Below are 15,010 nucleotides of genomic sequence, written 5' to 3'. Positions count from 1 at the left end.
TCAAAAATACAGGTTATATATCCTATAGAAAAACTGAAAAATCACGAAAAGGAGTTTGATAGGATGGAGATGGATCACATGATGAATGGCTGGTACTCATATTTTCAACAGCTGCCAACCTTGCTGTTTGCTCTATTGGTATTATTGGTTGGCTGGCTCATCGCAAAGTTTATTGGAAAAGGTGTAGAGTCCCTTTTAAAGAAAACGAGCTTTGATGACCGGCTGTTTTCCAACCTAGGAAAGAGTAAATACTCATCTGAAGTGATAATCGGAAAAATCGTGTATTATATTTTACTCGTGTTTGTCTGGATTATCTTTTTCAATATGCTGAACTTAAGCTTCATTGCCACACCTCTTGTGGAAATGTTATCGACGATTACGGCCGCGGTTCCTAATGTTCTAAAAGCGGCCCTGATTTTATTGCTTGCATGGGGAGTTGCCTCGCTGCTGCGCCTCTTGTTTAAAAAAGGGACAGCCATGATTCATGGAGAACGTCTCTTAGTAAAATGGAAGATGGCAACTAATGAAGCGGAGGCCGTACGTAAGGTTAACAGTATCGGCAAAGTGCTTTTCTACTTTGTGTTCTTACTATTTTTACCGGGGGTATTGGATGCACTGCAAATAGAAGGCGTATCAGAACCTTTCGCTAACACCCTATCAACCTTGCTAACCTTTATCCCTAAGTTATTTGCTGCGGCCCTGATTGTGTTTGTCGGCTGGCTGATTGCAAAAATGGTCCGCGATATTCTAACAAACTTTTTAAGCAGCGTCGGTACGGAGCGGCTTGGTCAACGTTTCGGTCTAAACACGGCAGGAGAGGGAACCAGTCTTTCGAGTATGATTGGGAACATTGCGTTTATCTTAATCTTAATTCCTACGATTATTACAGCGCTAGAAAAGCTTGATCTAAAAGGAATTTCTGACCCAGCCATTTCGATGCTTCATCATGTGCTCGCGCTCATTCCAAACATCGCCGTCGCTGTCATCTTAATCTTAGCGGGCTTATGGCTTGGTAGATGGGTTGAAAAATTGGTGTCGCAAATGCTGTGGCGATTACGATTTAACAACATCTTTCACCATATGGGGATTGGGTCGTTAAATCCAGAGCAATCCAAGTATAATCTTTCACAAATCGTTGGTATGATTGCAAAAATTGTAATTGTCCTATTATTTACAGTGGAAGCATTACAAATTGTTCACCTAGAGTTCTTAGTCACTCTAGCAACAGGCGTGATTGCCTATTTACCGATGTTACTGGCTGCACTTGTGATTTTAGGAATTGGTTTGTATGTAGGTCACTTAGTCGAGCGTATTTTACAAAATGTGTTAAAGAACAGCTACTCCCGGACACTAGCCGCTGTAGGGAAATATGCGGTCTTCGCGATCACCGTCTTTATGGCATTAGACCAGCTTGGAGTTGCCCATTCGATTGTTAATGCTGCCTTTATTCTCGTCTTAGGGGGAGCAGCCTTAGCATTTGGACTGGCATTTGGTCTCGGAGGAAAGGAATTCGCCAGCAAATATCTTGATAAGTTAGATAATAAGTTAGACAAGAAAATAATCGAATAAAAGATGATAACAATCCGAAACTTTTCGGATTGTTATTTTTTAAAAAAAGAGAGGGAGTGAAGCTTCTCTTGACGATCATCCATTTACTCTTAATTGCGGTATTAATCGCACTAACCGGATTTTTCGTTGCGGTCGAATTTGCGATGGTTAAAGTCCGTCCATCGAGAATAGATCAGTTAATTGCGGAAGGGAAGAAAGGGGCTGTTTCGGCGAAAAGGGTGGTCACCCACCTGGATGAATATTTATCTGCCTGCCAACTTGGGATAACCGTGACCGCGCTGGGCCTGGGTTGGTTAGGTGAACCGACCGTAGAAAAACTATTGCACCCATTCCTAGCGGCACTAGACCTCAATCAATCCGTGACACATATTTTATCGGTTAGTTTGGCCTTTGTGTTGGTTACCTTTTTCCATGTAGTGGCAGGGGAATTGGCACCGAAAACGGTAGCGATTCAAAAAGCTGAGGCGATTACGCTTTTCTTCGCTGTACCAATTATCGGGTTTAACAAAATCATGTTTCCGTTTATTTGGCTCTTAAATGGTTCAGCCCGGCTGCTAACGGGGATGTTTGGCGTAAAGCATTCATCGGAACACGAAGGAGCTCATTCGGAAGAAGAGCTGCGAATTCTCTTGTCAGAAAGCTATAAAAGTGGTGAGATCAATCAGAATGAATTACGCTATGTGAACAATATTTTTGAATTTGATGAGAGAGTGGCAAAGGAAATTATGGTGCCGCGGCCCGAGATAAGCAGCCTGCCGATGGACGCGACGGTGGATGAGTTCTTAAAAAGGGTGAGGGATGAAAATTTTACCCGCTATCCGGTTATGGATGGGGATAAGGATCACATAATCGGCATTATTAACGTGAAATCACTGTTAACGTCGTTTATGTTGCATACTGATAATCTGGATGAGTTGCAGGTAAGTTCCTTTATCAGTCCCGTGATACATGTGATGGAAACTACTCCCATACATGATTTACTGGTGAAAATGCAAATTGAACGGACGCATATGGCCATTCTTATGGATGAATTCGGCGGGACTTCGGGTTTGGTTACGGTGGAGGACATTATTGAGGAAATCGTTGGCGAAGTGCGTGATGAGTTCGATGCCGATGAAGTGGCCGAGATTCAAAAGATCAAGGAGAACCATTATGTTGTTGATGGGAAATTATTACTTGAGGACGTGAACGATTTACTAGGGGTCAACCTAGCCGACCCGGGTATTGATACCATCGGCGGCTGGTACCTGACGCAAAACTCTAATGCGCCAATCGGCAGTAAAGTGGAATCAGAAGGGTACGTGTTCCAGGCCATTGCCAGTAAGGGGTATCATATTTTGAATGTGGAAGTGAAAAAGATTTAACGTGAAGAAGCCTCGAGACTCGAGGCTTTTTTAGTGGTTTTGGCTACTTCGCCAGTAAAAAGTGGTTATGCGCCAGTAAATTTGTGCTATCCGCCAGTAAGTGGCGGCTATGCGCCAGTAAACGGTGGTTATGCGCCAGAAACTGGCCGCTCCGCCAGTAAACGGCGGCCATGAGCCAGTAATCGACCGCCATCCGCCAGTAACTGACCATCATCCGCCAGTAAATGCAGTCGGTGGTTGCTGATTCTTCAGCTTTTTCTTCATGATTCGAATATCATGTTGAAAGAGCTTGTTTATGGCCTCTTTATCTCCATATAAAAGCAGCTGATCCCCTTCCTGTAATTTTTCGTTGTAGATATTGCACCGTATTTTCGATTGACCTCTTTTAATAAAAAGCACGATAAACTCTGGCCGCTCTTGGTCATTAAACAGCTGGTTAATTGTTTTATAGACAAGCAAAGAGTCGGTATAGATATGCAGATTGAGCAGAAAATCGTTCTTTTCCGTTAAAAACACGTCCCGAATCGGCAAATCGCCGAGTTCCATCTGCTGCTTCATCTCTCTATGAAATAATTTTGATAACAGGTTTTGAATGCAGGCGAGTTTTAATACGCCAAAAACAAGCATGACGCCGCCTGCAATGTAAAAAATATGAATCATCCGTAGGTCGTCCGAAAGGAAATTACTGATTGTTGAAATAATGACGGCAAGGGAGAAGGCCCCAAACAAGATCAGGAATGTAGCGAGTTTCCGGCGAATCGGGTGGCCTAAAATAAGCTCCGATTCCTCCGTTGTAAAGCCCGTGCCGGTCATTAACGAAATTACCTGAAACCTTGACACCTTTAAATTGAGCCCCGTTAATCGAAATAAAACAACGTAAATTTCGATAACCGCTGTAATGATGATGAAATAGACGAGTAAAAAAAGTAAATTCATCCAACCAGCCACCTCAAAAAATTAGTTGGGGTAGTCACCTGCCCCAACTGTTTTATCACTGCATCTTCTCATTATAAAATTGAACGGAATACATGGCCCCTTCACTGACCATGTTATTATCCTCTAAATCACGCGGGTGTGGATGTCCTCCTTTTTCTATCGGGAGTTCTTCACTTTTATCAAACGGAGTAGGTTTAATCTTTCGTTTCCAGTCTCTCAGTACACTTTCCGCTTTTAATCGGTTCGGTTTAGATGATAGCCACATTGCGGCCGAAGCTCCCATTCCAGCAGCGACAATAATCGATGTAACAGGTACCATACGTTTCATATTAAAACCTCCTATTAGTTTCTCTTAAAATAGGACTTTTAAAAAAGTTCTATTTCTAGTTGTAATACCCGCTTCTGTTTCTCTCAAACCATATTTCCGAAGTTTCATTAGTTCCGGATTGGGGGATATAGGTAGAAAACATTTGTGAAAGGAGATCCGATGGCTATCGATTGGAAATGGTATCAGGTTAAAAAAGATGAGGATGAGCACATCCAACCAATTTTCGAACAAAATCGTTCTGGATGTAACGAATGGCTGAATCAAGTGCGCAAGAATAAAACTAATTCCTTAAGGATAAAGCTTCTTGATTCAGGGGAAAAAGTGGTGACGGGTTCGCTTATTTATAAGCAAAATTTTGAAGAGGAAGGGGACTACAAAATTTTCCATTATTATGTAACAGAGGAGCAGCTGATTACGGTCGATCTTAATTTTTCCAACTTAAAACATATCCGTCCTGAGCCGCTTTTTAAGCAAATAAAGAAAGCTGAAAACGCGGTGGATGGATTTTTTATGCTCCTAGGCGAACTGATGCATGAAATGTTAGTTGAAATCGATCAATTCGAAGAAGCGCTGAAAACACTGATCTGGAGTATCCGAAAGCGGAATGGAACGAGCATTCTTGAAGAAATTTATATGCGAAGGCATGAGCTGCTGGTCTGGAAGAGTCTATTGATTCCGATTAACGAGTTAAAAATAGGAATTGAGGAAGTGAAACTGAATGAAGTCAGCAGAGAGGAGATTTTTACGCTTCTTGTTAAACGGATTGAACGAATGACCGCCCTGCTCAACGAGTACGAGCATGAGCTGGATTCGATTATCAATTTAGAAGAGGTCATTTCTTCCCATCGCGGCAATGAAATTATGAAAACCTTAACAGTGATCACGATCCTGTTTACCCCGATTATGGCATTTGGGGCTTTATGGGGAATGAATTTCAAGCAGATGCCTGAACTCGAATGGCGGTACGGCTATCTTCTTTCGGCCATTTTTATCGTGATCTCGACACTCCTGCTCTATGGCTATTTAAAGTTTAAAGGATGGACAGGCGATCTGTTAAAAGGAAAAAAGAAAGATTCCTATTTTAAGTAATGATTCGGCTTGCCCATGGGCAGCCCGTTTTTTTCATAAAAATAACGACCCTGTGAAAGGGCCGTTACGTCTTTGAGCCGCTATTGCTGCGGATCGGGTGTTTGCTTTTCTTCCTTCTTCAGCTCCGTACCGGTTTTCTCCTCCTCCATTTCCTTGCCGAGCTTCTTTATTTCCTCTAGATTCTGTGCCATCGAACTATTGTTGGACTTCTCGACTTTCTCCTTTAATTCTCTTTTTTTAGTCTCCATGTGAACACCTCTCCTTTGTAATCCTGTCATACCCCATTATTTAAAAAATGAAACCTAACAGGTAGATAGGTCGATTCGTCTAATTTGAATATTTTGGTATAATATTGGGACTAGAACTGGTGTCAGGCACCATGTGAATTCTTCACATGGTGCCTGACACCACCAAAAACAGCTTAGTTTAATAGAATTTTTTTATAAAGAAAGGTTTAGACTTTGAAAATAAGGGTATATACACTATAAATCTTTCAGGGGTGATGATGAGAATGAATATAACCATAGATAAACAACAACGTGATGAGGAAATCTTAGTGCTTGTGGCGGGGGAAATTGATGCGTACACGGCACCAAAACTTAGAGAGGAATTATTGGCGCTGGCAGAAGAGGGAAATAAGTCGATTACCGTTAATCTACAGGATGTGTCCTATTTAGATAGTACCGGTCTGGGGGTGTTTGTAGGTTTATTCAAACAGCTGAAGGAAAAGGGCGGCGAATTAAAGCTGATTCAATTATCGGATCGACTAAAGCGGCTGTTTGAAATTACTGGCCTAAGTAAGGTCATGAACATTTCTGCTACGACTGAGGAGGGGAGACGATGAGCCAAGTGATGGATTATATCGAGATGAAAATTCCTGCCAAGCCGGAGTATGTGGGCGTGATTCGATTGACATTATCGGGAATTGCCAGCCGGATGGGTTTTACATATGAGGAAATTGAAGATCTTAAGATTGCGGTAAGTGAAGCTTGTACGAATGCTGTCCATCACGCCTATCCCAAAGACGAAGGCGGAGAGGTGATTATCGGGTTTGGCATTTATGAGGACAAGTTAGAAACGATGGTATCTGATAGTGGAAAGAGCTTTAATTTTACCCAGAAGAAAAATGAATTAGGCCCCTACACGGAAGCAAGTACAGTGGAGCAGCTGGCAGAGGGAGGGTTAGGGCTATATTTAATTGAAACGCTGATGGATGAAGTGAGTGTTGCGAATCATTCCGGGGTGACGGTTTTCATGGTGAAGTATCTAAGTGGGGAGCGTGAAAATCATGACACAACCATCTCAACCCAAGAAACGAACTAGGGAAGAGATTGACGCCCTAATCGTCGAGTTTCAGCAGAACGAGAGCTCGCATTCGCAAACCATCTTAGTCGAACATTACACGGCCCTTGTCGCAAGTCTTGCGCGAAAATATTCAAAAGGGAAATCGTTTCATGAGGACCTTGTGCAAGTAGGGATGATTGGGTTGTTGGCGGCAATCAGAAGATTTGACCCAGGCATGGGAAATCCCTTCGAGTCGTATTTAATTCCAACCGTTATTGGGGAAATTAAACGGTTTCTCAGGGATAAAACATGGAGTGTCCAGGTACCGAGACGGATCAAAGATTTATGGCCAAAGATTAGAACGGTGGCAGACGAGCTGACCAATCAATATCAGCGTTCACCGAAGGTCGAGGAAATCGCGGATTATTTAGAGATCTCCGAAGAGGAAGTATTGGAAGCGATGGAGATGGGGAAAAGTTATCAAACAGCGTCTGTTGATCAAACGATTGAAACGGGATCGGATGGGAGCACGTCGACGACCCTGGACATTGTCGGATCCGACGATGAGGGCTTCGAAAAGGTCGACCAAAAGCTCCTGCTCGAGAGTGCGATGCATGTTCTATCAGAGCGAGAAAAGGAAATTATCCAATTCACGTTTGTAGCAAATAAAAGTCAAAGGGAGACCGGAGAGCTTTTGGGGATTTCGCAGATGCATGTGTCCCGTCTACAAAAAAAGGCGATCGAGAAGTTACGAAAGGCACTCTTGTGTGACGCCTATCAAGGAGTCAACGATGCTTGATAGGATACCTGGTGCCTGACACCGCAAAGTAGATAACTGGTGTCAGGCACCAGGTAAATGAACTGACGCTTGGGAAAGGGGGAATCGCTATGGCCATGAAAATTGCGGTGGTTGACGATAATCAAACTAATCTGATGATTATCGAGAAAATTCTACGGAAGGCTGGTTATAATCGGTTGGTTTTGCTGACATCTGCCAAGGAGTTATATCAATGTTTGCAGCTGGATGAGGTAAATGCCGAGGAGGTTCCGTTCGATTTAATTCTAATGGACTTGATGATGCCGGAAATAGACGGAATGGAAGCATGCAGAAAGGTTCTTGCGGATGAGAGGTATGCTGACCTGCCAATCATCTTCGTTACAGCCATGGGAGATTCCAACAAAATGGCCGAGGCGATGGATGCAGGTGCCCTTGATTATGTCCTGAAACCCATTAATAAAGTGGAGCTGCTGGCGCGGATGCGTTCCGTCCTTCGATTAAAGCAAGAGAAGGACTTACGGAAGGAACGGGATAAACGGCTCCAATATGAGTTGGACCTGGCGAAGCAGGTGCAAGGAAGCATCCTAAGTGATCCGATCGAAGAAGAGGATGTAACGATTTCGGCTATCTATAAGCCTTCCTTTGAGCTGGCTGGAGACTTGTATGCCTGGTATCCAATCAGCGAACATCGGTATGGTGTGATTTTGCTTGATATGATGGGGCATGGAATTTCATCCTCACTCGTATGTATGTACATATATTCGGCATTGAAGGATACGATTACGGGGATGTGTGATCCAGAGCGGGTCATGAGAGAACTGAATCGGCGCATGTATCAGCTGAAGATGCCTGATCATTTGATTAACTATTATTTCACCGCGATTTACCTAGTACTCGACACTGAAACGCAAACGATCGAGTACGTCAATGCCGGTCATCCAGCGGGAATCGCCATCGTGGATGATGAGGTGAAACTATTAACGGACGGGTGCTGTGCTCTTGGTTTTTTTGAAGACATCGATGTAACCAAAGGCGTCATTCCTTACAAGCGGGGCGCGCGGACGCTGCTCTTTACCGATGGCCTGTCGGAATGGCTGGAGGAGGATTATGAGGATGCGATCGCGAAACTCATCAGCACCTTACAAGCGAAAGACATCGACACTCCTGATGCATTTCTTCACCAGCTGCAGCCAAGTCTGGAACCGCACAATGCCCCGAAGGACGACCTTTGCTTGGTGATGATTTCGACGAATGGTTAAAAAATACAAGGGTGTCAGCGGAAGAGCTGGCACCCTGTTTACTAATTGGTGGGTTTTGCTGGAAAAATGGTTGCTGAGGAAAAGGTAGCGTGCTGGTTGTGAAGGGGGCGTTCTAATCTTGCCCGCGAGCCCTTTTTTTTGAAGGCGATGGGAACAAATAGGTACTAATCGTGCCCATCCGCCTGTTTTTTAGAAGGAGAAGGGAACAATTAGCCATTAATTGTGCTGCCCATCCAACCCGCTTTTTAAAAGAGGACGGGAATAATTCCCCGTCCCCCCGTCAAATTCTACTCTGCCAAATACGCTTCGAGCATCCATCTATGCTTTTCCAAGGATGTGCGAACGGCGATGAACAGATCTGCTGTCGGTTGGTCCTCGTTGTCCTCGGCAAGGGTGATTCCCTCTGTAAGCTCAGTGCAGACAGTGTTAAAGTCATCAGCTAGACTCTTGATCATTCCCTCCGCATTTTCGTCGCCCGCGCCTTCCTTGATGGAAGAGATTTGTAATTGCTCCTTCAATGTCGCCGTTGGCAATGCTCCAAGCGACAACATTCGTTCCGCGATGGTATCAAGATGCAGCGCCGCTTCCTTATACAGTTCTTCAAATTTTGGGTGCAGCGTGAAGAAATTCTCTCCTTTAACATACCAGTGGTAGTGGTGCAGTTTCATATAGAGCACGGAAAAATTAGCGACCTGTGTGTTAAGAGACTCTGTTACTAAGTTGTTTTTCTCTTTTACTTTTGCCATGTTTATTACCTCCGTTTGTTGGAATAGTGTTGATATTTATTCCTTACCCTGGACTTTATCGGTTGAAACCTTGGAAAAAATTTTTTCCAAAGAGGTTTCAAGAATAATAGATTCGGGTAATAAAAAGTATTTAGGAAGAAATTTTCAATCTCAAATAAATATAGAGCTATGGTAGAATAAGGATATTTTAATAGACCACTTTTGTCAGGAGGGGATTACAATAAAAGGCTTCAACTACAACATTCGTGCGAAAATTATTACCGGATACTTCTCCATCTTGATTTGCTTGGTGATATCCTTGCTCATCGTGATTAATCGAATGGCCGATTTACAGAACGAGGTGGACTTCATATCGGGACATGATATTGAGGTACACGATCTGACGAACCAAATCCAAAAAAATGTTCTCGACATGGAAACCGGAATGAGAGGGTATGCGCTCACTGGGGATGAGGAATACCTGGAGCCTTATAATCTAGGGAGTCGGAACTGGCTGGATAACTACAATAAACTTCATTCCTTGTTAGAGGATAACAACAGGCAGCAGCGCAGTTTAGAAGAAATAAAACCGCTGATTAGGAGTTGGATGACTAATTCCGGGGAATATGTCATCAATGCTAAAAAGTCCAATAATCAATCGGCCTTAGACCAGCATTTTAAGAAAAGTACAGGAAAAAGAATAACCGACCAGCTCCGCACCCAGTTTGATTCATTTCTGGCCAGTGAAAAGAAACTGATGGCAGGACGGATCAGTCAACTCAAGCAAAATAACCAAAATTTAAAAGTGACGTTGTACGCGCTGATTGGTTTGGTAACACTCATTACCATCGCGGCGGCGCTGTTACAGTCTAATTCCATCGTTCGAACCATCAATCAAGTGGTAAAAACGATTAAAGGAATTACCGATTCTAATTCGGATGTCGACCTGACGACACGGATGAAAGTGAATACGCGTGACGAAACCCGGGAGCTTGCGGAGGCCATGAACAGTCTCCTCAGCAGTCTGGAGAAACAGAGTTGGATTCAGAAAAGTATGGCGGATATCTCAACATTGTATCAAGGGATTACGGATATTAGCGAATTGACGCAATCGTTTATTTCTAGATTGGCTCCATTACTTCAAGCTTCTTTTGGTGTGGTATATCTTCGCAAAAATGAAGGGGGCGAAGTCTATTACGTCAAAGCGGCAGGTTATGCCGCGGTTGCCGATGAGGGAGCTGCCCGGGCGAGTTTCCGATTGGGGGAAGGGCTGATCGGCCAAGCTGCTGTCGATAAACGGATCTTTCTGATTGACCAACTGCCCGAGGAACATATCAAAGTCACCTCTGGCTTAGGTGCTTCTTCCCCAAGGAATCTATTAATTGCTCCGATTTTAGTAGATGGCAAGGTAGAGGCCGTGATTGAGCTTGCTGCGCTTCAGCCGTTTCTCTCACAGCACCTTACCTTAGTCGACCTGCTCCAAGACAAGTTCGGTTCGGCGATTACCAATGTGACCGGAAGAATGGAAGTCGAAAGGCTGCTAGGGGAATCGCAGGTTTTAACAGAAGAACTTCAGGCGCAATCGGAAGAACTCCAAGCACAATCGGAAGAATTGCAAATGCAGCAAGATCAGCTCCAAATGGCCAATGGGTATTTGGAACAGGAGAAGCAATATGCCGAGCAACGAGCGCTGGAACTCAAAAAGGCGAAGGATGAATTGGAAGACTATTCTCGAAAGCTCCAGATGAGTTCACAATACAAGACGGATTTTCTTGCCAATATGTCGCATGAGCTGCGCACGCCATTGAACAGTATTCTGATTCTGTCGCAAATGTTGATGGAGAATAATAATGAGCTGACCATGTCAGAAGTAGAAGAATACGCAGGTGTTGTCCATACGGCTGGCGGAGATTTGCTGCGGCTGATTGATGATATTCTCGATTTATCAAAAATTGAAGCAGGAAAAATTGAAATTTTGACGGACGAAGTCAATGTAACAGAAATTCCACAGACGCTCAGGAATCTGTTTGAGCCAGTGGCGCGAAAAAAGAATTTAACCTTTGATGTGATCACACATCCAGATGTGCCTCCGGTCATTTCGACGGATGGACAAAGATTGCAGCAAATTTTGAAAAATTTATTATCCAATGCCTTTAAATTTACGGAACAAGGCGGCGTTACGGTACGAATTGAATTTGCTCCGCTTGAAAAAGTGGCGGAATTGCCTGACCTGCAAGAGGATGCTGTCGTGCTGTCCATCGCTATCACTGATACGGGAATCGGCATTCCATTAGATAAACAGCAAATTATATTCGATGCCTTCCAACAGGTCGACGGGACCACAAACAGGCAATATGGCGGGACGGGGCTGGGGTTATCGATTTGCCGGGAATTTACCCGTTTGCTTGGCGGGCTGCTTGAAGTCGAAAGCGAGCAAGATAAGGGAAGTACGTTCACCTTATATATACCGAGCCGTCTTGCGCCTGTCAGCCATGATTTGTTCGAAGTCTTGGCGCTGGAGGAAGTGGCGGCAAGTGCCAGTGAGCTGACCGAGGAACAGGAATTTATAGAAGAATCAGAACCGCCGCGCGTTGATCGAACGGAGGCTGAAACTTCAGATGAACGCTTGTTTAAAGGGAAAAAGGTACTTCTTGTTGAGGATGATGGACGGAATGTATATGCGCTTGTGACAACGCTTGAGAAAAAAGGAGTGGTGGTCCAAGTGGCTGAGAACGGAAAGCGCGCCATTGAAATTTTACAAGAACAAGCCGACTTTGACTTGGTGTTCATGGATATCATGATGCCGGTGATGGGAGGCTATGAGGCCATGAAGGCGATACGTCATGACCTGCAGATGGAGCGTCTGCCCATTATTGCGCTGACCGCTAAAGCCATGAAAGGAGAACGTGATAAGTGTATGGAGGCAGGTGCGTCTGATTATATTATGAAGCCATTAAAAATCGACCAGCTATTCTCATTGATGCGGGTGTGGTTGACAGAGCAGGTGGATCAGGATTGACGAGCATGAAAAAATCGGTGAACCCGGTGAACCCGTTAAACCCCACCAGCCCGATACAACCGCTAAACCCAGCAAACCCAGTGAACCCGTTGAACCCGGTAAACCCGGTGAACCCGATAAACCCGTTGAACCCGGTAAACCCGGTGAACCCAGTAACCCCGCAAGATTCCAATGTACACACAGAAACAATAGTGCCAACGGAGTTGCAGAATATCGAAATCAATTTGCTGCTTGAGGGGTTATATCAAATGTACGGATATGACTTCAGGGGGTATGTCCGTGCCTCCTTAACTAGAAGGGTCTTGAATCGGATGAAGGCGGAGCGGCTTCCGTCGATCACGGCTTTATTGGAAAAAGTCCTTCACGATCAAGCATATTTGGAGCGATTATTGAATGATCTCTCGATTCGGATGACGGAAATGTACCGAGATCCTACTTTTTTCGCTGCCTTTCGTAACCAGGTCGTTCCATTATTGCGCGAGCTTCCAGAGATTCGAATTTGGCATGCTGGGTGCGCGACGGGGGAAGAGGTCTATTCGATGGCCATTTTGATGCTGGAAGAAGGGCTCGCGAAAAAAACAACCATCTACGCAACTGATATTAATGAAAAAGCCCTTTCCGCTGCTCAAAAAGGAGCGTTTCCTCTCAAGAAGATGCAGCAATATACGAAGAACTATTTAAAGTCAGGTGGAAAAAAGGCCTTTTCCGAGTACTATACGACGGATCACCAGTTTGCTTATTTTTCTCCTAAGTTAGAAGAGAACCTTATCTTTGCTCAGCATAATTTGGTGGCCGATCGTTCGTTTAATGAGTTTCATGTGATTTTATGCCGTAATGTCATGATCTATTTTGACAATGATTTGCAACAGAAAGTCCATGGCCTATTTTACGACAGTCTTGCTGAAGGTGGATTCATCGGCTTGGGCAGTAAAGAATCCATCCTGTTTATGCCAAAGGGCAAGCAATACGTGGAATTTAATCCACATGAACGAATATACAGAAAAGCATAGGTGCCGACACCCACATTGGGTGTCAGGCACCTTTTTTTTCAATATCAGTATGATTAATATCTGGATAAATCGGGTATTACCCCATATGGGGATCTAGATAAATTGGGGGGGAGAACGATGTGATGAAAAAACGGAGAATGGAATGGGTCTTTATCATTTTTATGGTTGCGCTAGCCTATATAGTGTTTTTTACCGACGTTCCCTTCCTGTCGAAAGTGATTTCCATCGCGCTCTACGGGGGAATGATCTTGATTACTGTATTTTCATTAATGCTTGAAAATCGGACCGCACAAAACACGCTTTTATGGATTTATATTTTAGTGTTCCTGCCCATCCTTGGCTATATCATTTATGTCTATTCAGGACAATTATTATTAAAAGGCTATCTTTTTAAAAGTAAGCGAATCAAGGATCGTGAAGTGTTTGAAAGAATGAGTCATAAACACAAGAAGATCGATTTTTCCCAGTTAAATTATCACCAGCACCATTTTACACACTATTTGGATCGGGCGACTTCCACACCTACGAATTCCCATACTCAAACCAAAATTTTAAAAAATGGTGAGGAAACGTTCCGTGAAATCAAAAACGCACTAATCGAAGCTAAGGACTTTATCCACCTCGAATATTACATCTTCCGAGATGACCGGCTAGGGAATGAGATCATCGACATCTTAACGGATAAAGCACAAGAAGGGGTAGAAGTGCGTTTGATGTACGATGCGGTGGGAAGTATCACACTTTCAAGCGGCGCAATAAATAGAATGAAGGATGCAGGAATCAAGGTCCAGCCTTTTTTGCCGTTGAAAAGCGGTCTGATTAATCAAAAGTTTAACTTTCGGAATCATCGTAAAATCATTGTCATTGACGGGAAAGTCGGATTTGTGGGCGGACTGAATATAGGCGTCGAATATCTAGGGGAAGACGAGAATATTGGATTCTGGTGTGATACCCATGTTCTTGTTGAAGGGGATGCGGTCCAAACCTTGCATGCCGTGTTTTTATTAGATTGGCGCTATGTGAGCGGGAAAATACTGGTGATGGATGAACGCTATATGAAACCAAACCCTGCCCCCAGCGATGGTCTCATCCATGTCGTCGCGACCGGCCCGGAAACAAAACGGATGAGTGACCATTATTATGCAATGATCTCCTGTGCCACAAAATCCATTTGGATAGCGTCGCCGTACTTCGTCCCCAATCCAGCCATTCGAACCGCACTACGGATTGCCGCCCATAAAGGGATTCAAATACGAATCATGGTGCCTGACACCAATGATGGTTTTCTCACCCAATATGCGACGCGTTCTTATCTACCGGAATTGTTGCGTGCGGGTGTTGAGGTTTATGCGTACCAAAAGGGGTTTCTTCATAAGAAGGTGATGATTGTGGATGGCGATCTTGCCACGATTGGCACAGCCAATATGGATATGCGCAGCTTTCGTCTCAACTTTGAGGTGAATTTATTTTTAATCGGGGCGAAATCCATCCAAGACCTAGTGGCGCATTATGAAGAAGACTTGAAGGAGTGTCTGAGAATCCGCCCAGTGGAATTTTACAAAAGAGGACTGACTGAAAGGGTAAAGGAATCCTTTGCCCGCCTATTTTCCGGTGTTTTATAAAATGGCCAAGATAAAGGGGGAAAAACC

The 15,010-nt window shown here is 44.0% G+C and carries 14 protein-coding genes; 10 read left to right on the top strand and 4 right to left on the bottom strand.

Annotation, left to right across the window (positions count from 1 at the left end):
* Positions 1 to 63 precede the first annotated feature (63 nt).
* Both COJ96_RS02940 and COJ96_RS02935 read left to right on the top strand, forming a co-directional pair.
* A complete protein-coding gene (locus COJ96_RS02940) occupies positions 64 to 1,569 on the top strand; it encodes a mechanosensitive ion channel (RefSeq protein ID WP_142332955.1) in 1,506 nt (501 codons plus the stop codon).
* 68 nt (positions 1,570 to 1,637) lie between these two features.
* Positions 1,638 to 2,933 carry a hemolysin family protein gene (locus COJ96_RS02935; RefSeq protein WP_098571505.1) on the top strand — a complete coding sequence of 432 codons (1,296 nt, stop codon included), beginning with the start codon at positions 1,638 to 1,640 and terminating at the stop codon, positions 2,931 to 2,933.
* A gap of 210 nt (positions 2,934 to 3,143) precedes the next feature.
* Here the strand turns inward: COJ96_RS02935 and COJ96_RS02930 are convergent, their stop codons facing one another.
* Both COJ96_RS02930 and COJ96_RS02925 read right to left on the bottom strand, forming a co-directional pair.
* On the bottom strand, positions 3,144 to 3,869 hold the full coding sequence (locus tag COJ96_RS02930; protein ID WP_098571504.1) for a TrkA C-terminal domain-containing protein: 726 nt from the start codon (positions 3,867 to 3,869) through the stop codon (positions 3,144 to 3,146).
* A gap of 55 nt (positions 3,870 to 3,924) precedes the next feature.
* Entirely contained in the window at positions 3,925 to 4,197 is a 273-nt protein-coding gene (locus COJ96_RS02925) for a hypothetical protein (protein WP_098571503.1), read from the bottom strand.
* Between the two features lie 159 nt (positions 4,198 to 4,356).
* Between COJ96_RS02925 and COJ96_RS02920 the strand changes: the two genes are divergently transcribed.
* On the top strand, positions 4,357 to 5,286 hold the full coding sequence (locus tag COJ96_RS02920; protein WP_098571502.1) for a magnesium transporter CorA family protein: 930 nt from the start codon (positions 4,357 to 4,359) through the stop codon (positions 5,284 to 5,286).
* An 80-nt stretch (positions 5,287 to 5,366) separates the two neighbouring features.
* Here the strand turns inward: COJ96_RS02920 and COJ96_RS28420 are convergent, their stop codons facing one another.
* Positions 5,367 to 5,534 carry a hypothetical protein gene (locus tag COJ96_RS28420; RefSeq protein WP_180229968.1) on the bottom strand — a complete coding sequence of 56 codons (168 nt, stop codon included), beginning with the start codon at positions 5,532 to 5,534 and terminating at the stop codon, positions 5,367 to 5,369.
* Between the two features lie 263 nt (positions 5,535 to 5,797).
* On the opposite strand from COJ96_RS28420, the gene COJ96_RS02915 reads away from it, so the two are divergent.
* The 4 genes from COJ96_RS02915 (at position 5,798) to COJ96_RS02900 (ending at position 8,607) form a co-directional block, all read left to right on the top strand.
* Positions 5,798 to 6,130, top strand: coding sequence for an anti-sigma factor antagonist (locus tag COJ96_RS02915; protein ID WP_098571501.1), 333 nt, complete (start codon positions 5,798 to 5,800; stop codon positions 6,128 to 6,130).
* The gene (gene rsbW / locus COJ96_RS02910; RefSeq protein WP_098571500.1) at positions 6,127 to 6,609 is read left to right on the top strand and encodes an anti-sigma B factor RsbW; all 483 of its coding nucleotides are present in this window, start codon (positions 6,127 to 6,129) and stop codon (positions 6,607 to 6,609) included. The genes COJ96_RS02915 and rsbW overlap by 4 nt, the downstream gene beginning before the upstream one ends.
* Entirely contained in the window at positions 6,575 to 7,369 is a 795-nt protein-coding gene (sigB, locus tag COJ96_RS02905) for an RNA polymerase sigma factor SigB (protein ID WP_098571499.1), read from the top strand. The genes rsbW and sigB overlap by 35 nt, the downstream gene beginning before the upstream one ends.
* Positions 7,370 to 7,464: 95 nt before the next feature.
* Complete coding sequence (locus tag COJ96_RS02900) at positions 7,465 to 8,607, top strand: PP2C family protein-serine/threonine phosphatase (RefSeq protein ID WP_098571651.1); 1,143 nt, start codon at positions 7,465 to 7,467, stop codon at positions 8,605 to 8,607.
* A 287-nt stretch (positions 8,608 to 8,894) separates the two neighbouring features.
* Here the strand turns inward: COJ96_RS02900 and COJ96_RS02895 are convergent, their stop codons facing one another.
* The gene (locus COJ96_RS02895) at positions 8,895 to 9,353 is read right to left on the bottom strand and encodes a Dps family protein (protein WP_098571498.1); all 459 of its coding nucleotides are present in this window, start codon (positions 9,351 to 9,353) and stop codon (positions 8,895 to 8,897) included.
* 319 nt (positions 9,354 to 9,672) lie between these two features.
* Here COJ96_RS02895 and COJ96_RS02890 point away from each other — a divergent pair, with 319 nt between their 5' ends.
* The 3 genes from COJ96_RS02890 to cls all read left to right on the top strand — a co-directional run bounded on the left by COJ96_RS02890 (position 9,673) and on the right by cls (position 14,983).
* Positions 9,673 to 12,351, top strand: a complete 2,679-nt coding sequence (locus tag COJ96_RS02890) for a CHASE3 domain-containing protein (RefSeq protein ID WP_257148411.1) — start codon at positions 9,673 to 9,675, stop codon at positions 12,349 to 12,351.
* Positions 12,348 to 13,361: a CheR family methyltransferase gene (locus COJ96_RS02885; protein WP_257148400.1), complete on the top strand. Its 1,014-nt coding sequence runs from the start codon at positions 12,348 to 12,350 to the stop codon at positions 13,359 to 13,361. The genes COJ96_RS02890 and COJ96_RS02885 overlap by 4 nt, the downstream gene beginning before the upstream one ends.
* A 122-nt stretch (positions 13,362 to 13,483) precedes the next feature.
* Positions 13,484 to 14,983, top strand: coding sequence for a cardiolipin synthase (gene cls / locus COJ96_RS02880; protein WP_098571496.1), 1,500 nt, complete (start codon positions 13,484 to 13,486; stop codon positions 14,981 to 14,983).
* Positions 14,984 to 15,010: the final 27 nt, after the last annotated feature.

This window comes from Bacillus sp. AFS073361, assembly GCF_002567005.1.
Classification (GTDB): Bacteria; Bacillota; Bacilli; order Bacillales; family Cytobacillaceae; genus Neobacillus.
The sequence above is the reverse complement of the archived record's forward strand: the minus strand, read 5'-3'. Positions and strand labels throughout refer to the sequence as shown.